This window comes from Clostridium sp. KNHs214, from assembly GCF_000744935.1.
In the GTDB taxonomy this organism is placed as follows: Bacteria; Bacillota; Clostridia; order Clostridiales; family Clostridiaceae; genus Haloimpatiens.
Genome location: NZ_JQMW01000009.1, coordinates 633,003 through 648,930, shown reverse-complemented (window position 1 = coordinate 648,930; position 15,928 = coordinate 633,003). Strand labels below are relative to the sequence as shown.

Here is a 15,928-nt window from a genome sequence, read left to right as displayed (position 1 = left end):
TTTTTTTTAGGAACTTTTTTATGGTTAGTGAAGTCTAAAATACTAGATAGGTAAGTACTAGATTACTACTTATATGAACTGGGGATTGGAGATTCGTCTTAATATTTTTATTCTTTCTTTTTCCCCTTTGAATATTTTTTAACTTCTCTTTGCATGGTACTTAATATAAATTCCTTATCTTTATCTAAAAGTATATCTGTGGCATCAAATATATTTTCTATACTATATATAGAGAAATCACCACTGCTCACAGCCTCTTCAACTTCTCCTTTTAAAACTAAATTATCTACATTGGTACTAGGTATAATTACGCCTTTTCCCTTTATAGAATCTACTTCTTTACATACATTGAAAAAGCCTTCAATCTTTTCATTAACTCCACCTACTGGTTGAACTTTGCCAAACTGATCTATTGAGCCTGTCACTGCTATACTTTGCTTTATAGGAATTCTACATATTGAAGATATAATTCCAACTCCTTCAGCTACAGAAGCACTATCCCCCTCTAAATATCCATATAACTGCTCAAAACTCAAATGAAAATCTACAGGTAAAGAGTCATAGCCACCTAACAAATTATTTATAAGTCCCTTTAATATATTTATAGATTTTCTGTGTATATTGCCACTTAATTCACTTTCTTTCTGTACATCGAATATGTTTCCATTTCCTTTATAACAACTACAAGTGATTCTTACAGGCTTTCCAATTTTAAAATATTCTCCATCTATAACAGACAATCCATTTATTTGACCTATTTCACTTTCATTTAAGCATATAAATTGCTTTTTTTCCTTATAACTGTTTAGTATGTTTTTTTCTATTATTTCTTCTTTATAGATAGCATCTAACACATCATCTCTATCGATAAAACATTTTTCTTTTTCTTCTGCTTTATAGTTTGATAAAATTGCTATTTTCTTAATTTCATCCTTATCTAAATATATTTTTTTATTATTTTCAACTATTCTAGATAAGTACTTAAAAATCTCTTCTGCTGCATCATTTTTTAAACTAAGTATTTCTTCATCCTTGCATATATTTTTTATATTTTTCATTACTATGCCTATGGATTTTTCCCCTATATCTCCTACAGGGTAATATTCACCCTTAATTTTAAACAACTTTTTAAAATCCTCATCATAACTATACAATAAATTATAAGTTTCATAATCTCCTACTAATATAACTTTGCTTTTAACTGGTATAGGTTCAGGATTTAATCCACTTAAAGATAAAATTTCTAGATAACCTCTGTTATAATTAAAATCAACCTTTCCTGTAATAAGGGCCTTTTTTAAATAATAATAAGAAGCTGCATTGCTAAGCAAGCTTTTTACTCTCATTATTATACAGCCTTCATTTGCTTTTAATAATGTTCCTGCTCTTATTAAATTTATATCCGTAACATAAGTTCCATTTTTATTTTCATATTCAATACCACCTATTAGATTTTGCACACTAGGATCTTCTTCAAATATACATTGAGGTTTTTTATTACAAGTGTTATCTACTAATGTATTTACTGCAAATTTATCTAATGTTTTATTTATCAATGACTCATCATCACTATAATTAGTAGAATAATTCTCAACTATATTTTCTTCAATATCATCACACATCTTTTCTAAAAACTTTAAAGTTTCTTGTTCTTCTTTAAATATTGTCCTATACTTTCTTTTAATTTCATAACTTTTTTCACCATAATATAAATTAAGTATTACTTTAATTTTGTCGATACTATTTTCTTCTAATTTTTTCAGTTCATCTAGTACTTCTCTAGATTTTTCTTTTAACTCTGCTATATTTTCTAATATTTCTTTTTTCCTTTCCTCACTTAATTCATCATATTCATTTTCTGTCATTTCTTTTTCATCCTCTAAAGGTATAAAAGTAAAACCATTGTGCACAGCCTTCATGTGAAATCCTTTTTCTTTTGATAATAAAATAAGCCTTTCTACTGCATCGCTTCTCTTCTGATCTATTAAATCCATAATTTCTTCTTTTTCTTTGCTCGATGAATTGTTATAAAAATCAAAGGTTACGTTAAAATAAAAATTTTTAATTTCCTCTATAATATCCCTAAGTAAACTGCCCATACCTGCTGTTAAAAATATGGATTTTGGGCACCTGTCTATACTGTCTGAAAGATAACATATATCCTTTGGAGCCTCTTTATTTTTATATATTTCTCCAACGTAATTAATTATGTTTTCCACTCTTTCCTTTGAAAAGTCATCTACTATATATAAGTTGTAGCCTTCCTTGTTTATACTAAGAGCTGTTTTTATGACCTTAAATACATCCTTATAATCCAGATTTTTCTCTATTTCTCTTATATTTAATAAATCCAAATTCATATTATAAACAACTTCTTTAGGAGTTAATTTTTTATACATGCTTTTTCCCCCTTAACGAACTTCTTTAGTATAATAGTATTCTTCAAAGTTTATTTTAGGAACAAAAAGGGAAAAAAAGTCTTATAAATACTTTTTTATCATAACCCTATACAAATGTACTTTTTAATATTATAATTTATAATGAAGTTGTTGCACTTATTTGCCAGTATTTTACTAAATCATTTGAAAAGGAGTAATATATTATGAGTTTTAAAGAAAAATTTTCTAAATATTATAGTGAAGCCTATTTAAAAAAGTACGGAGATAGAATTACCCAAGTTCAAGGTAATGTACTTTCTGTAAAAATATATGAAAAAAGCATACTATGGATTTTCCACAAGTTAACTGTTTCTTTAGTAGTAAAGCTTGATGGTAATAGAGCTGTTGCTAAATGTACTTATAACAAAAAACGTTGGTTTAAAAAACCTGAATTTATGAAACTATCTCAAGGTAATTCTGTAATTGTTCAAGGACTTAAGGGTAAAAAAAGTAAAAAAAATAAAAACACCAATGATAGTCTACAAGTGATAAATATCCTTAACCTTTCAAATAAACAAAGCCTTATACCTATTGAAGGCGGAATACCTAAGGTTCAAAAAATAAGAAAAACAAATAGAATGAGATAAAAATGGGCATTAATGCCCATTTTTTTTAGTATTTCCTATAAAGATATAAAAACTGTTTATGAAAGATATTATTCCCGAGAAGAAAATCACAATAAGCCATTGTCCTAAATTTAAAGCTTTAGTATGAAATATATTTTGTAAAAAAGGTACATAAATTATGCATATCAACATAACTATAGAAATTCCAACAGCTCCCATTAAATATAAATTGGTAAATAAATTCATTTCAAAAATAGAATGCTTTTCAGATCTACATTCAAATACGTGTATAAGTTGTGACATTATAAGAGTACTTAATGCCAAGGTTCTTGAAGCATCTAGACCCATACCATAATACTTTCCTGCTATAAAAGAGAAAACTGTACATATACCAATTAAAGCCCCTCTTATAATTATTTTTTCACTTAAACCCCTAGAAAAAATGCTTTCACCTTTTCTTCTTGGTTTTTCCATCATTATATCTTCATCCTTTGGATCTACTCCTAAAGCTATAGCAGGAAGCCCATCTGTAGCTAAATTTACAAAGAGGATTTGAATAGGTAAAAGAGGATTTTCTAAATAAAATAATGATGATAAAAACATAGTTAAAACCTCTCCTAAATTACATGATAGAAGATACCTTATAAATTTTCTTATATTATTATAAATAACTCTGCCTTCTTCCACTGCAGCAACTATGGTGGCAAAATTGTCATCTAAAAGTATCATAGCTGATGCCTCTTTAGTTACATCTGTACCAGAAATGCCCATTGATATTCCAATGTCTGCTTCTTTAACTGCTGGAGCATCATTTACCCCATCTCCAGTCATAGCAACAATATGTGCCCTTTTCTTAAAAGCTCTTACTATTCTAAGCTTATGCTTTGGAGTTACCCTTGCAAATACAGTGTATTTTTCTATACTTTTTTCTAATTCTTTATCTTTTAAATTATCTAATTCTTTTCCTGTTATAACCTGATCCATACTTTTACATATATCCACTTGTTTTCCTATAGCATAAGCTGTATTTTTATGATCTCCAGTAATCATAACAGGCTTAATACCTGCAATTCTACATTTTAAAACCGCATCCTTTATTTCTTTTCTAGGAGGATCTATCATGCCCGCTATTCCAATGAATGTCAACTCTTTTTCCATATCATTTTTACTAGAAGCCTTTTCCTTATAAGCCCCAGCCACACACCTTAAAGCTTTATAAGACATGTGATCTAACGCCTCTAAAACTTCTTTTTTATATAACTCAGTAAATACTCTTACTTCACCATTTATCCATATATATTTACATCTATCTATTATCCTTTCAGGAGCTCCTTTTACATAGGAATTATATTTAGCTCCCTCCTTAACTAATACTGACATCATCTTTCTATCAGAATTAAAGGGTATTTCCTCTACTTTATCTACTTGTTTTAAAAATTCCTTAACTTCCTTCAATTCTCTAAAATAAGCCTCTATAAGTGCATATTCTGTAGGACTACCTAAAACCCCATCTTTTAAATGTTCACTTCTAAAATTAAAATTGCAGTCATTACAATATGTAAAAGCCTTCTTAAGCATGATGTTTCTAGGTATATCCTCCTCATCTAAATCATATATTCTCCCATTAAAAAATACAGCTTTTACAGTCATTTTGTTTTCCGTTAAAGTTCCAGTTTTGTCACTGCATATGACAGAAGTACATCCTAATGTCTCTACTGCAGGTAGTTTTCTTATTAATGCCTTTCTCTTTAGCATCTTAGAAACTCCTAAAGCCAATGACACTGTAACTATAGCCGGTAATCCTTCTGGTATAGCTGCCACCGCAAGGCTTACTCCTAATAAAAACATACCATAGGCATCTTGTCCTCTTAAAATTCCCATTATAGTAACCACTGCACATACTCCAATGCATATGATAACTAATATTTTTCCTAAATGTGCTAGTTTTTCTTTCAAAGGAGATTTTTCTCCCTCTATATCCTCTAGCATATTAGCTATTTTGCCCATTTCTGTAGTCATGCCTGTACATATTACCTTTGCTAATGCTTTCCCGGTTAAAACTATAGTGCCCATATATAAATTTTTATTTTTACCACTGTCACTTTTTTCAACTCCAACGGATTCTCCTGTTAAAAGGGACTCGTCTATCATCACATTATTGCTATTTATAAGTTCACAGTCTGCCGGAACTCTATCTCCACTTTCTAAAATAATTATATCCCCTGGCACTAACTCCTCTGCACTTATAACCCTAAGCCTTCCATTCCTTTTAACTTTAGCTGTAGGTGCTGCTAGTTTTTTTAATGCCTCTAAAGATTTTTCAGTCTTATATTCCTGTATAAAACCTAATACAGCATTCATAACTACAATTATCAATATAGTTATAGCATCTGCCTTTTCATTCATAAATCCCGAAATAATCGTTGCTCCTATAAGAACCCATATTATAAAATCATTAAACTGCTCTAAAAGTATTTTTATTGCTGAAACCTTTTTACCATTGCTTAATCTATTTAAACCGTATTTTTGCACCCTCCTGCTTGCTTCTTCTTCTGTAAGTCCTTCCAGCACTCTCATTTCATTTATCATACCTCATACCTCCTTAGTCGCCCTGCGCTTTATTAAATTATTTAATCAGCTTTTTCTATAGTAATTATATGTGGACAACTTTTTTTATAGAACAATTTTATTCTAGATACTACATATTGTCATTACACTTCTAGTTCTGAGAAATTAACAATGTATATTTAACAGATGAAAATGTTATTGACTTAAATGCTTCAAAATGGAGCTAGGCAATTAACAATGTATACGTGATAGATGAGCGTCTCACGATAAGTGTAAGTGAATGAAAACTGGGGATTGAGGATTTATTTTAAGTTGACAAGGATAAATATGTGCGTATAATATCATTATATAAAGCTGAGTTTACGATTTAAAATATTATTAAAATTGTTAGTCATCAGACAAACTAAAGATATGGAGGTATATATCTATGAAAGATGCTGTTTACATAACTGGGCACAAAAATCCAGATAGCGATTCTATTTGTTCTGCCATAGCTTATGCAGAATTTAAGAATAAAACCAGTTCACTTAACGCAATTCCTGTAAGACTAGGTGAATTAAATAGAGAGACTAAATTTATAATGAATTATTTTGGTATAGAAGTTCCTGAACTTATTGAAACCGTTAAAACACAAGTTTCTGACTTAGATATAGACAATACAGTTCCCATTTCCCCTGACACATCCCTAAAAATGGCTTGGAATATGATGAAAAAATATGGAGTAAAAACTCTTCCTGTAGTTGATGAGAATGATTCACTATTAGGCATAGTTTCTCTTTCTAATCTAACTTCTAACTATATGGATGTATGGGATAATTACATACTATCTAAAAGTGGAACTAAAATACAAAATATACTAGACACACTTTGTGCAAAACAAGTTTATATGCACAATGAAAGCCCTAAATTAAAGGGAAAAATAATAGTTGCAGCCTTAGATGCAACTGAAATAAAAAATCTAGTAGAAGTTGGTGATATAGTTATTTGCGGCAATAGAGAAGACTCTCAGCTAAGTGCCATAGAAAACGGCGCTTCAATACTGATTATAACTGGCAATCACTCAGTTAGAGAAAATATAATAGAAATGGCTAAAAGCAAAAAAACATCTATAATATCAACTCCTTTCGACACATTCACAGCCTCTAGACTTATAATTCAAAGCATACCTGTTAAATATGTTATGACTGATGAAAAAATAACTGGATTTAATACAGAAGATTTTGTGGATGAAATAAGAGAGATAATGCTAGAAACTAGGTATAGAAGCTATCCTGTAACAAATAAAAATAATAAAGTTATAGGCACCATATCAAGATATCATTTGATATCTAAAAACAGAAAAAAAGTAATCATAATGGATCATAATGAAAAATCACAATCCGTTCATGGGCTTGAAGATGCTGAGGTTTTGGAAATAATAGATCATCATAGAATTGCTGACATACAAACAGGTCTCCCTATATATTTTAGAAATGAACCTGTGGGAAGCACTTCTACTATTGTAGCTACGATGTTTTTTGAAAATGGCTTAAGACCATCTAAAAAAATAGCTGGTATTTTATGTGCTGCTATAATATCTGACACACTACTATTAAAATCCCCTACTTCCACACCCATAGATAAACTTATGTTAAGCCGTTTATCAGATATAGCTAATATAGGCATAGAAGATTTTGCAAAGGAAATGTTTAAGGCTGGAACTTCACTAGAAGGGAAAACTCCTAAGGAAATATTTAGTCAAGATTTTAAAGTATTTTCTATAAAAGATTACAAAATAGGTGTTTCTCAAGTGGGCACCATGTATATGGAAAGTTTTTTACCTGTAAAAGATGATATATTAAAACTAATGAATAATGTGTGCACGGATCAAAACTTTAATTTAGTTATATTGATGGTTACTGACATTTTAAATGGCGGCTCGGAACTTCTAGTAGTAGGTGAAGATAGTGATATAGTAGAAAGAGCCTTTAACATAAAATTAGATGGTCCATCTATATATCTTCCAGATGTACTGTCTAGAAAAAAACAAATTATACCACCTTTAACCTCAGCTATAAATTCACTTAAATAAGATTATTTTTTAATATTCAATTAACCTATTACGTTCTAAAAAATACTAGACCTAGCACACAATACCATGGTGCTAGGCCTTATATAATATATTCCATTATATTCACTGAACTATTTACTCATAAAACAGCTCTCTGAACCATGAATGAGATTTTTTCTATTTCTTAAGATTGTTTGCCATTCCCCACATTTCATCTGCAGTTCTTAATGCGCTAGAATTTAATTGAAATGCCCTCTGAGTCATTATAAGATCGCTCATTTCCTCTTCCATTCTAACATTGGAAAGCTCTAAATACCCCTGAAGTACATCATTATCATTACTTTTTAAAATTTCTATATTCCCGTTAGAAGGTACATATAGATTTTCCCCTACAGATTTAAATGCATCATCTCCAACAGCATAATAAACACCTATATTACCTATCTTGGTGCTTTTACCATCTCCAAGATTTACATATACTTCACCCTTTTCACTTACCGCAAAATTATCCCTAGTTAATCTTATACTTCCATTTAATTCTCTTCCATTCTCATCTGTTATACTAACTAGGTTTCCACTTCCATCCACTAGTTTGCCTTCAGTATTTACTTGAAAACTACCATTTCTAGTGTAAGCAACTGAATTATCTTGTAAATATACCTTAAAAAATCCTTGTCCATCTATAGCAAAATCTGTTTTATTACCTGTTTGATTTAATACACCTTCCCCTTTACTTCTTATTATGCCTGTATTTCTCACACCTGTACCTACTTGCAAATTTCTACTGCCTCGTGACACTGGGTATCCCTTTCTATCTAAAGACTCTTGAAGTAAATCTTGAAAACCAACATTTACCTTTTTGTAACCTACAGTGCTTACATTTGTCATATTATTAGATATTATCTCTAACTTATTTTGCATAGAATTCATAGCTGTTCTAGAATTCCAAAACATTCTAAGCATAAAATCACCTCCATACTAAATTAATCCTCAGACACCAATCCTTAGTCTTTGTTTCCCTATTTAACTACTAATTTTAAACTATCTAACTTCCCCAACTCCGCTTATAAGCTTTCCTAAAGTGTCATCCATAGTTTGTACTACCCTCTGATTTGATTCAAAGTTTCTCATAACTGTCATCATATCTATCATTTCATTTATAATATTAACATTGGATTTTTCGATACATTCTTGTTTTACATGAGTATTTATAAATGTAGGATTTTTATCTGATGAATAAATATTTTCTCCTATTTTTTTTATTTCCCCCTCATTAAATCCCGCAAAAGCAAATCTATAGGCGTTTTTTCCATTTAATTGTATATTTCCAAGTGAATCACATACAATTTTATCATTTCCAACTTTTATAGTTTCTAAATTATTATTCTGATTAAAGCCTAAAACTTTATATCCATTAGAATTAACCAAATTCCCTTGTATATCTACTTTAAAACTACCATCTCTGGTATACAATACCCTTCCGTTTTCATCTTGTACTGCAAAAAACCCTTGTCCATCTATAGCAAAATCTGTTTTATTGTTAGTTTCTACAATAGCACCTTGGGTGAATTTTACTATTACATCATCTATTTTACTACCTAGAGATAAATTTCCCAACTCTTGTTTGGTATTCCTTCCATTTATAACCTTATCATAATTTATCATAGCTGCTTCTTTAAAATCCTTAAACCTAAGATCTTCTTTTTTATATCCATTAGTATTTGCATTAGCTAAATTATTTGTAATTGATTGCTGTTTAGCTTCCTCAGTTATAAGTCCTGATACTGCAGTATATAATCCTCTTATCATTTTACTTACTTCCTTTCTTATTATCCGTAACCCTCATCTCTTCTGGATATTCCATACCCATACTTCTAGCCTTTTGTTCTATAATTGCTTTTTCATAACTTGTATTTTTTCTTCCTCCAAGCATTAAAAGAGTAGACATAATCATTCCTATACCAATTCCAATAAGCAGTTTTCTATCACATAAAAAATTTAAGGTTTCCTTTATCTTAGATATAAATCTTTTATTAATAGTGCCTCCCCCTTACTTATATTTAATTTTTGTGCCACCTGATCTATGGTAAATCCCTTCCTTAGAAGTTCTTCCATCTCTAAAACTCTTATGCTTTTATTTCTACCATCTGTTTCTTTTTCCTGCTTTTTTTCAAAATTATTATCTATTTTATTGTTCTCAACTACTAATTCATTTACATTGTCTGTTTTTGATTGTGATTGTAAATTAGAATTCTGATTTTTTTCTTTATAATATTCAGCATGAGAACTGACATTTTGTAAAGCTAAACTATTATTATATTCGAGCTTTTCTTTTAATTCTTCAATATCTTTTTCCAATTTATCTATTTCTTCTTTAAATTCGCTTCTCATCCTATACAATTCTACTTCATATTCTTTAGTATTATTTTCTTTCTTTAAAAGTATATTATCAAAACTATTTTTTTCTTTTTTTATAGCACCTAAATTTAAAACTATTAACATTGCTCCTATTAAAATTAAAAACAACCACATAATATCACTCCAAATATTATAGTTTTATTTCCTTTTAAGATACATAAAAGAAATAACAAATCAAAGATGCTAATATATTTTGTGTCAAACAAGGAAGTAGGTTCCGTCACTAGTAGGACGGCGGTTCTGTTGACGCAGTATGACGCAAAATAGACTAACATACTTACTTGTTATTTATTTGAATGTGCCTTATTAAAAATAAATGTTTAAATACAGTACTTAAGTTTTTTTAACATATTTCTTATGTTTAAAATTGCTCTGCTATGTAACTGACAAACTCTAGATTCTGAAACTCCCAAAATCTCTCCTATTTGTTTCAATGTAAGTCTTTCATAGTAGTACAGGGATATAATAGTCTTATCTTTTTCCCCCAGCATTGTTATAGCTTTCGTTAAATACTGTATTTGTTCTTTTTTTTCAAAACTCTCTATTGGATTTGGGCTATTTTCATCTTCTATAGCATTTTTTAGAGGAATTTCATCCTCTTTTGAAAATATAAGTTCCTCTAAAGACACCAATGATATGTAGTTTATATAATTTTCTATTTCTCCTAGTTCTTTTAAAGATAAATTAAGTTCTTTACCTATTTCTTCTTTACTAGGTTCCCTACAATAATCATTTTGCAATTTTTCCACTGCTAGATTATATCTATTTAGCTTGTCCATAGCACCTTTAGATATAGGACTGTTCCTTCTTATTTCATCAATCATTGAACCTCTTATCCTAATAGATGCATAAGTGGAAAATTTCATTCCTTTGGTTTCATCAAATTTTTTCATAGCATCCATAAGACCTAACAGACCATAACTCACTAAGTCTTCATATTCTATATACTTAGTTTTTCCAATTATAACCCTCGAAGCTATGTATTTCACTAGAGGAATATATTTTTTTATTATTTCTTCTCTATTATTAGTGGCTATAGCCATTTCATTGTCCTCCTTTATCTTTTCAATGCTCTTTTCCTCTGCTGTCTTATTATTTCGAAAACATATTTTATTAATTTTTCCCTGGAAGATTCCTGAATAGAAGAAAAAGAAACTCCATATATATATAAATTATTTTCCTTTTCATCTTCTCTAACCACTTTACAAATTAAATTCATTTCCTCACTATATATAGGAATCCTTAAAAATATCTTATTGCCGTACTCTAATTTTTTTTCTACTTTTAATCTGCAGCCTCCCCCACTTAAATCAGCTATAATTGCTTTTTGTAATTTATTTCTATTATTTCTAAAAAATATTTCCAAATCACTATTTTTAGTTCCTTTTTCTAATAAAGTATAATAAGCCTCTAATACATGATCTATTCTTACATAATTTCTTCTTTGAATTTTTTTATAGTGCAAGGGCTTTTCTATAACTATAACAGGTATCTTTCCAACTTCTCTTCTTAAAACCTTACTTTTAAAATGGTACAATTCCCTATGATCATAGTAAACTGCCTCCACTAAATCATCTTCTCTTAAAAATAAATACGAACCTTGCCTTACAGGAATACTTATAGAAATACACTCATTACTTACATCTTGCACATTACTAGAGTACTCGCCATCTTTACTTTTTATTTTAATTTTGTTATTTAGCTTAATCTCTAGTTTCCTCATTTGCCAGCCTCCCTACTTTAAGAAAAAATATTAAAAATCTTCTTAAATAATCCTTGAATACCCATAGAATTAGATTTATTTGCTTCTCCAGTTAATCTGTATGCTATATTTTTTATATCTTTGCTGACTTCACTATCTGGATAATTAATTATAAAAGGTTTTTGCTCCCTTACGGATTGAATTAAAGCCCTGTCCTCCGAAACCTTTCCAAGATACTCCACATTTATATCCAAAAATTTTTTTACAGCATTGTCAAATTTTTTAAAGGTTATTTCCCCTTCTTTTTCCTTTATAACTCTATTTACTATAATCTTTCCTTTAGGTTTTAATTGAAATTTAGCTATAGCTTTCATTAAACTATAGGCATCCGTTAATGCTGTAGGTTCAGGAGTAGTTATCACTATAAGTTCCTCGCACACTGCTACAAATCCCAAAACAGTTCTATTAATACCTGCTCCAGTGTCCATAAGTATGTAATCAAATCCATTTAATGAACTTATTTTTGTTAATAATTTTTCTCTTTGATAATTTGTAAGTTCCTCTACTTTAGATATTCCAGTTCCTCCCGGAAGAAGCTTTACTCCATAAGATCCTTCTATTAAAATATCTTCTATTTCCATATCGTTAAATATAGTATCAAACACTGTATACTTAGGTAAAAAACCCATTAATATATCATCATTTCCCATTCCTATGTCAGCATCCAAAATAAGTACTTTTTTGCCCATTTTTTGAAGAGCTATAGATAAATTCACTACTATATTGCTTTTACCCACTCCACCTTTTCCAGAAGTTATGGTTATTATTCTAGTTTTCTCCTTAGGAATGTCTTTTTCTCTATTTTTACTTAATGCCATTTGTCTCAGTCTCTCAGCTTGGTCTAACATACAATATCCTCTCCTAATACTAGTCTACATATAGAAGACGAATCTAATTTTTTTATGTCATCTGGTACATTTTGACCTGTAGTCACAAAACTTATATCTTTGTTTCCATGATAAATTATATTTAAAATAGAACCATATGAAATAGTCTCATCTAATTTAGTTATTATAAGATGATTAAAATTCAATTTTTTATATCCCTCTACTATAGTAGATATATCTTTATTCTTAGTTGTAGCGCTTATAACTAAATTTATATTTTCCGTATTTACCTTATCAACAAACGCTCTAAGCTGAGAAATTTGCATAGAATTTTTACTACTTCTTCCAGTGGTATCTATTAGTATAACATCACAGTCTTTCATGGAATTCACTGTTTCTTCCATGTCATTTATATCAAAAACTACTTTAAAAGGTATATCCATAATTTCAGCATAAGTTTTAAGCTGTTCTACTGCTCCAATTCTATAAGTATCTACAGTTATTAATCCTACTTTCTTATTTTCAACTAGGGAAAGTCTTCCTGCTAACTTAGCTATAGTAGTAGTTTTCCCTACTCCTGTAGGTCCAATAAAAACCACTGGTCCCTTCATATCTACTTGAGAAATTTTAATGCTTTTTTCTAAAACTTGTTTAAGTTTTTCCTCTAGTGATAACTCTTCTTCCATACTGTTAACCTTTTCTATTATATTCTCTATAAGTGCTGGTTCTAAATCCAAATTATTTAGTTTTTCATATAGTGGATTTACTTCATCTTTATTTTTACCGTTACTTACCAAGCTATTTAATAAACTCTTCATTTGACCCATTTCATCTAAAAGTTTCTTAGTTTCTAACTGTTCTTTTGCAGTTTCTTTTTTTCCGTATGTGGCAAATTGTTTCATTGGAAATTCCTTTTTTTCCATATAATCTTTTTTATCTTCCATATTAGCATCATTAACTGCTTTTTTTATAGCTTCCAAGCTGTTTATCAAAGCATCATCATTTGAAGCTAAATTTTTTTTTTCTTTTTCACTTTCTATAGCTGCAGTAACCTGAATCAACTTTTTAGAAAAAAAGCCCCTTATACCCGGCTGTCTCACCTTAGCTTGGTTTATTATTACTGCCCCGTCACCTAATTCATATCGTATTTTTGAAACTGCCTCATTCATATCTTTTACAATGAACTTTTTTACTTTCATTATAAGGTCACTACTCCTTCTGTTCTAATCTCCACATCATTAGGTATTTCATTTAAAGATAAAATAATTATGCTTGGGAAAACCAATTCTGTAAGTCTTCTAAATGCTGGTCTAATTTTAGGAGATACTAAAAATACTGGTTGATTATCATTAAAATAAACATTATCTAAAATATTCTTCATAGAATTAAATATTCTCTGAGTAATTTCAGGTTCCACTGCCGGGAAAGAACCCTGAACTGATTTTTGTATGCTATTTCCTATTAAATCTTCTATTTCTGGATTCAATGTAGCTACAATTATAGCTCTATTTTCATCTAATAAAGGATTACATATACTTCTGCCCAAAGCCATTCTCACATACTCTGTTAAAAGTTCTATATCCTTAGTATTAATAGAATAATCCGCTAAGGTTTCTAGTATAGTTACCATATCCCTTATAGTAACTTTTTCTCTAAGTAAATTTTGAAGAACTTTTTGAACCTCACCTAATGTCATCAAATCTGGTATTAATTCTTCTACCACCGCATTATATTTTTCTTTTAGTGAATCTACTATCATTTTAGTTTCTTGTCTTCCTAAAAGCTCATAAGCATGAATTTTTATAGTTTCTGTTAAGTGTGTAACCATCACTGTAGTAGGATCTACCACTGTAAATCCATTTATCTCTGCATCTTCCTTTTGATCTTTATTTATCCAAACTGCTGGAAGTCCAAAGGTAGGTTCTACAGTTCTTATGCCTGGCAAATCTATATTTTCACTGGTAGGATCCATACATAGTAACATACTAGGCATTACTTCACCCTTTGCTATCACCGTACCTCTTATTTTAACGGTGTACTCATCTGTATTTAGCTGAAGATTATCCCTTATTCTTATAGGTTGTACCACTATTCCCATTTCTATGGCACATTGCCTTCGCACGGAAGCTATTCTTTGAAGTAAGTCTCCTCCTGATGCCTCATCTGCTAAAGGAATAAGTCCATATCCTATTTCTATCTCCATAGGCTCCACTTGTATTAGTGTAGATACATTTTCTGGTTCTCTATTTTCAGTTTCTATAATTTCCTGCTGTTCAGTTTCTATTTGTTGCACTATCTTTTCTTTTTCATCTTTATAAAGGAAATATGCACCAGCTGCTAAACATAAGGATAAAATTAAGAAAGGTAACCAAGGCATTCCTGGTACAAAAGCTAAAAACAACATTACAGCAGACGCTATACCAAGTACTTTAGGAAATTTAGTAAGCTGGGATGTAACCAGTGAACCAAAGCTTGTATCGCTAGCTGACCTAGTTACCAATATACCAGAAGCAGTAGATATTAAAATAGATGGAATTTGGCTTACAAGACCATCTCCAACAGTTAACCTAACATAAGTTTTGGCAGCCTCACCAGCAGGCATCTTTTCTACCAAAACACCTATTATTATTCCAACTATTATATTTATTAATGTAATAACTATACCTGCTATAGCATCTCCTTTTACAAATTTAGAAGCACCATCCATAGCTCCATAGAAATCTGCTTCCATCTGAAGCTTTTTTCTTCTTTCTTTTGCCTGTGCCTCTGTAATTAAACCTGCATTTAAGTCCGCATCTACACTCATCTGCTTTCCTGGCATAGCATCCAAAGTAAATCTAGCTGATACTTCAGATACTCTTCCAGCACCATTGGTAATTACTACAAATTGAATTATTATAAGTATTAAAAATATAGTTACTCCTACTATGTAGTTATTTCCTGCCACGAAACTTCCAAAAGCTTCTATTATCTTACCTGCATCATGCTGGCTAAGTATTAACCTTGTAGAAGATATATTAAGTCCTAGCCTAAATAAAGTTGTCACAAGAAGCAATGTTGGAAAAGATGAAAATTGAAGCACTTCTGTGGTAAACATGGTTAAGAGTATTATTACTGAAGCAATAGTTATATTAATAGCTATAAGTATATCCAAAACCCAAGTAGGCAAAGGTATTATCATCATAAGAACTATAGCCATTACTCCAAATGCTACGATTACATCTATGTTCTTTTTTAAATTACCATTTAATAATCTTCGTTGCTCCAAAACGCTACACCCTTTCTTTTAATTTCTAATC

13 protein-coding genes are annotated in these 15,928 nt (G+C 30.0%); 2 read left to right on the top strand and 11 right to left on the bottom strand.

The window, feature by feature from the left end:
- Nucleotides 1-107 precede the first annotated feature (107 nt).
- Nucleotides 108-2,399: an AAA family ATPase gene (locus CC89_RS05430; protein ID WP_035289979.1), complete on the bottom strand. Its 2,292-nt coding sequence runs from the start codon at nt 2,397-2,399 to the stop codon at nt 108-110.
- A 203-nt stretch (nt 2,400-2,602) separates the two neighbouring features.
- Between CC89_RS05430 and CC89_RS05425 the strand changes: the two genes are divergently transcribed.
- Nucleotides 2,603-3,025, top strand: a complete 423-nt coding sequence (locus CC89_RS05425) for a hypothetical protein (RefSeq protein WP_035289976.1) — start codon at nt 2,603-2,605, stop codon at nt 3,023-3,025.
- Between the two features lie 9 nt (nt 3,026-3,034).
- Here CC89_RS05425 and CC89_RS05420 read toward each other — a convergent pair whose 3' ends face one another.
- Nucleotides 3,035-5,593, bottom strand: coding sequence for a calcium-translocating P-type ATPase, SERCA-type (locus CC89_RS05420; protein ID WP_035289973.1), 2,559 nt, complete (start codon nt 5,591-5,593; stop codon nt 3,035-3,037).
- 406 nt (nt 5,594-5,999) lie between these two features.
- Between CC89_RS05420 and CC89_RS05415 the strand changes: the two genes are divergently transcribed.
- Complete coding sequence (locus CC89_RS05415; protein WP_035289971.1) at nt 6,000-7,643, top strand: putative manganese-dependent inorganic diphosphatase; 1,644 nt, start codon at nt 6,000-6,002, stop codon at nt 7,641-7,643.
- Nucleotides 7,644-7,799: 156 nt separating this feature from the next.
- Here CC89_RS05415 and CC89_RS05410 read toward each other — a convergent pair whose 3' ends face one another.
- From CC89_RS05410 to flhA, 9 genes are all read right to left on the bottom strand, one after another.
- A complete protein-coding gene (locus CC89_RS05410; protein ID WP_035289968.1) occupies nt 7,800-8,585 on the bottom strand; it encodes a flagellar hook-basal body complex protein in 786 nt (261 codons plus the stop codon).
- A 78-nt stretch (nt 8,586-8,663) separates the two neighbouring features.
- The gene (locus CC89_RS05405) at nt 8,664-9,431 is read right to left on the bottom strand and encodes a flagellar hook-basal body complex protein (protein ID WP_035289965.1); all 768 of its coding nucleotides are present in this window, start codon (nt 9,429-9,431) and stop codon (nt 8,664-8,666) included.
- Nucleotide 9,432: 1 nt separating this feature from the next.
- Nucleotides 9,433-9,576 carry a hypothetical protein gene (locus tag CC89_RS20395; protein WP_286161309.1) on the bottom strand — a complete coding sequence of 48 codons (144 nt, stop codon included), beginning with the start codon at nt 9,574-9,576 and terminating at the stop codon, nt 9,433-9,435.
- 56 nt (nt 9,577-9,632) lie between these two features.
- The gene (locus CC89_RS05395; protein ID WP_035289959.1) at nt 9,633-10,154 is read right to left on the bottom strand and encodes a hypothetical protein; all 522 of its coding nucleotides are present in this window, start codon (nt 10,152-10,154) and stop codon (nt 9,633-9,635) included.
- Nucleotides 10,155-10,360: 206 nt separating this feature from the next.
- On the bottom strand, nt 10,361-11,083 hold the full coding sequence (locus CC89_RS05390; protein WP_035289957.1) for a FliA/WhiG family RNA polymerase sigma factor: 723 nt from the start codon (nt 11,081-11,083) through the stop codon (nt 10,361-10,363).
- 14 nt (nt 11,084-11,097) lie between these two features.
- Nucleotides 11,098-11,763 (bottom strand): flagellar brake protein, encoded by a 666-nt coding sequence (locus CC89_RS05385; protein WP_035289954.1) that lies wholly within the window; start codon nt 11,761-11,763, stop codon nt 11,098-11,100.
- Nucleotides 11,764-11,780: 17 nt separating this feature from the next.
- Nucleotides 11,781-12,650, bottom strand: coding sequence for a MinD/ParA family protein (locus tag CC89_RS05380; protein WP_035289951.1), 870 nt, complete (start codon nt 12,648-12,650; stop codon nt 11,781-11,783).
- Complete coding sequence (gene flhF / locus CC89_RS05375; protein WP_035289949.1) at nt 12,644-13,828, bottom strand: flagellar biosynthesis GTPase FlhF; 1,185 nt, start codon at nt 13,826-13,828, stop codon at nt 12,644-12,646. Before flhF ends, CC89_RS05380 begins: the two co-directional genes overlap by 7 nt.
- Nucleotides 13,828-15,897 carry a flagellar biosynthesis protein FlhA gene (flhA, locus tag CC89_RS05370; RefSeq protein ID WP_035289946.1) on the bottom strand — a complete coding sequence of 690 codons (2,070 nt, stop codon included), beginning with the start codon at nt 15,895-15,897 and terminating at the stop codon, nt 13,828-13,830. Before flhA ends, flhF begins: the two co-directional genes overlap by 1 nt.
- Nucleotides 15,898-15,928: the final 31 nt, after the last annotated feature.

Excerpts from the sequence above, each read along its gene's own strand:
- CC89_RS05430 (WP_035289979.1), bottom strand. The coding sequence starts at position 2,399 with ATGTATAAAAAATTAACTCCTAAAGAAGTTGTTTATAATATGAATTTG.
- CC89_RS05425 (WP_035289976.1), top strand. The coding sequence starts at position 2,603 with ATGAGTTTTAAAGAAAAATTTTCTAAATATTATAGTGAAGCCTATTTA.
- CC89_RS05420 (WP_035289973.1), bottom strand. The coding sequence starts at position 5,593 with ATGATAAATGAAATGAGAGTGCTGGAAGGACTTACAGAAGAAGAAGCA.
- CC89_RS05415 (WP_035289971.1), top strand. The coding sequence starts at position 6,000 with ATGAAAGATGCTGTTTACATAACTGGGCACAAAAATCCAGATAGCGAT.
- CC89_RS05410 (WP_035289968.1), bottom strand. The coding sequence starts at position 8,585 with ATGCTTAGAATGTTTTGGAATTCTAGAACAGCTATGAATTCTATGCAA.
- CC89_RS05405 (WP_035289965.1), bottom strand. The coding sequence starts at position 9,431 with ATGATAAGAGGATTATATACTGCAGTATCAGGACTTATAACTGAGGAA.
- CC89_RS20395 (WP_286161309.1), bottom strand. The coding sequence starts at position 9,576 with ATGATTATGTCTACTCTTTTAATGCTTGGAGGAAGAAAAAATACAAGT.
- CC89_RS05395 (WP_035289959.1), bottom strand. The coding sequence starts at position 10,154 with ATGTGGTTGTTTTTAATTTTAATAGGAGCAATGTTAATAGTTTTAAAT.
- CC89_RS05390 (WP_035289957.1), bottom strand. The coding sequence starts at position 11,083 with ATGGCTATAGCCACTAATAATAGAGAAGAAATAATAAAAAAATATATT.
- CC89_RS05385 (WP_035289954.1), bottom strand. The coding sequence starts at position 11,763 with ATGAGGAAACTAGAGATTAAGCTAAATAACAAAATTAAAATAAAAAGT.
- CC89_RS05380 (WP_035289951.1), bottom strand. The coding sequence starts at position 12,650 with ATGTTAGACCAAGCTGAGAGACTGAGACAAATGGCATTAAGTAAAAAT.
- flhF (WP_035289949.1), bottom strand. The coding sequence starts at position 13,828 with ATGAAAGTAAAAAAGTTCATTGTAAAAGATATGAATGAGGCAGTTTCA.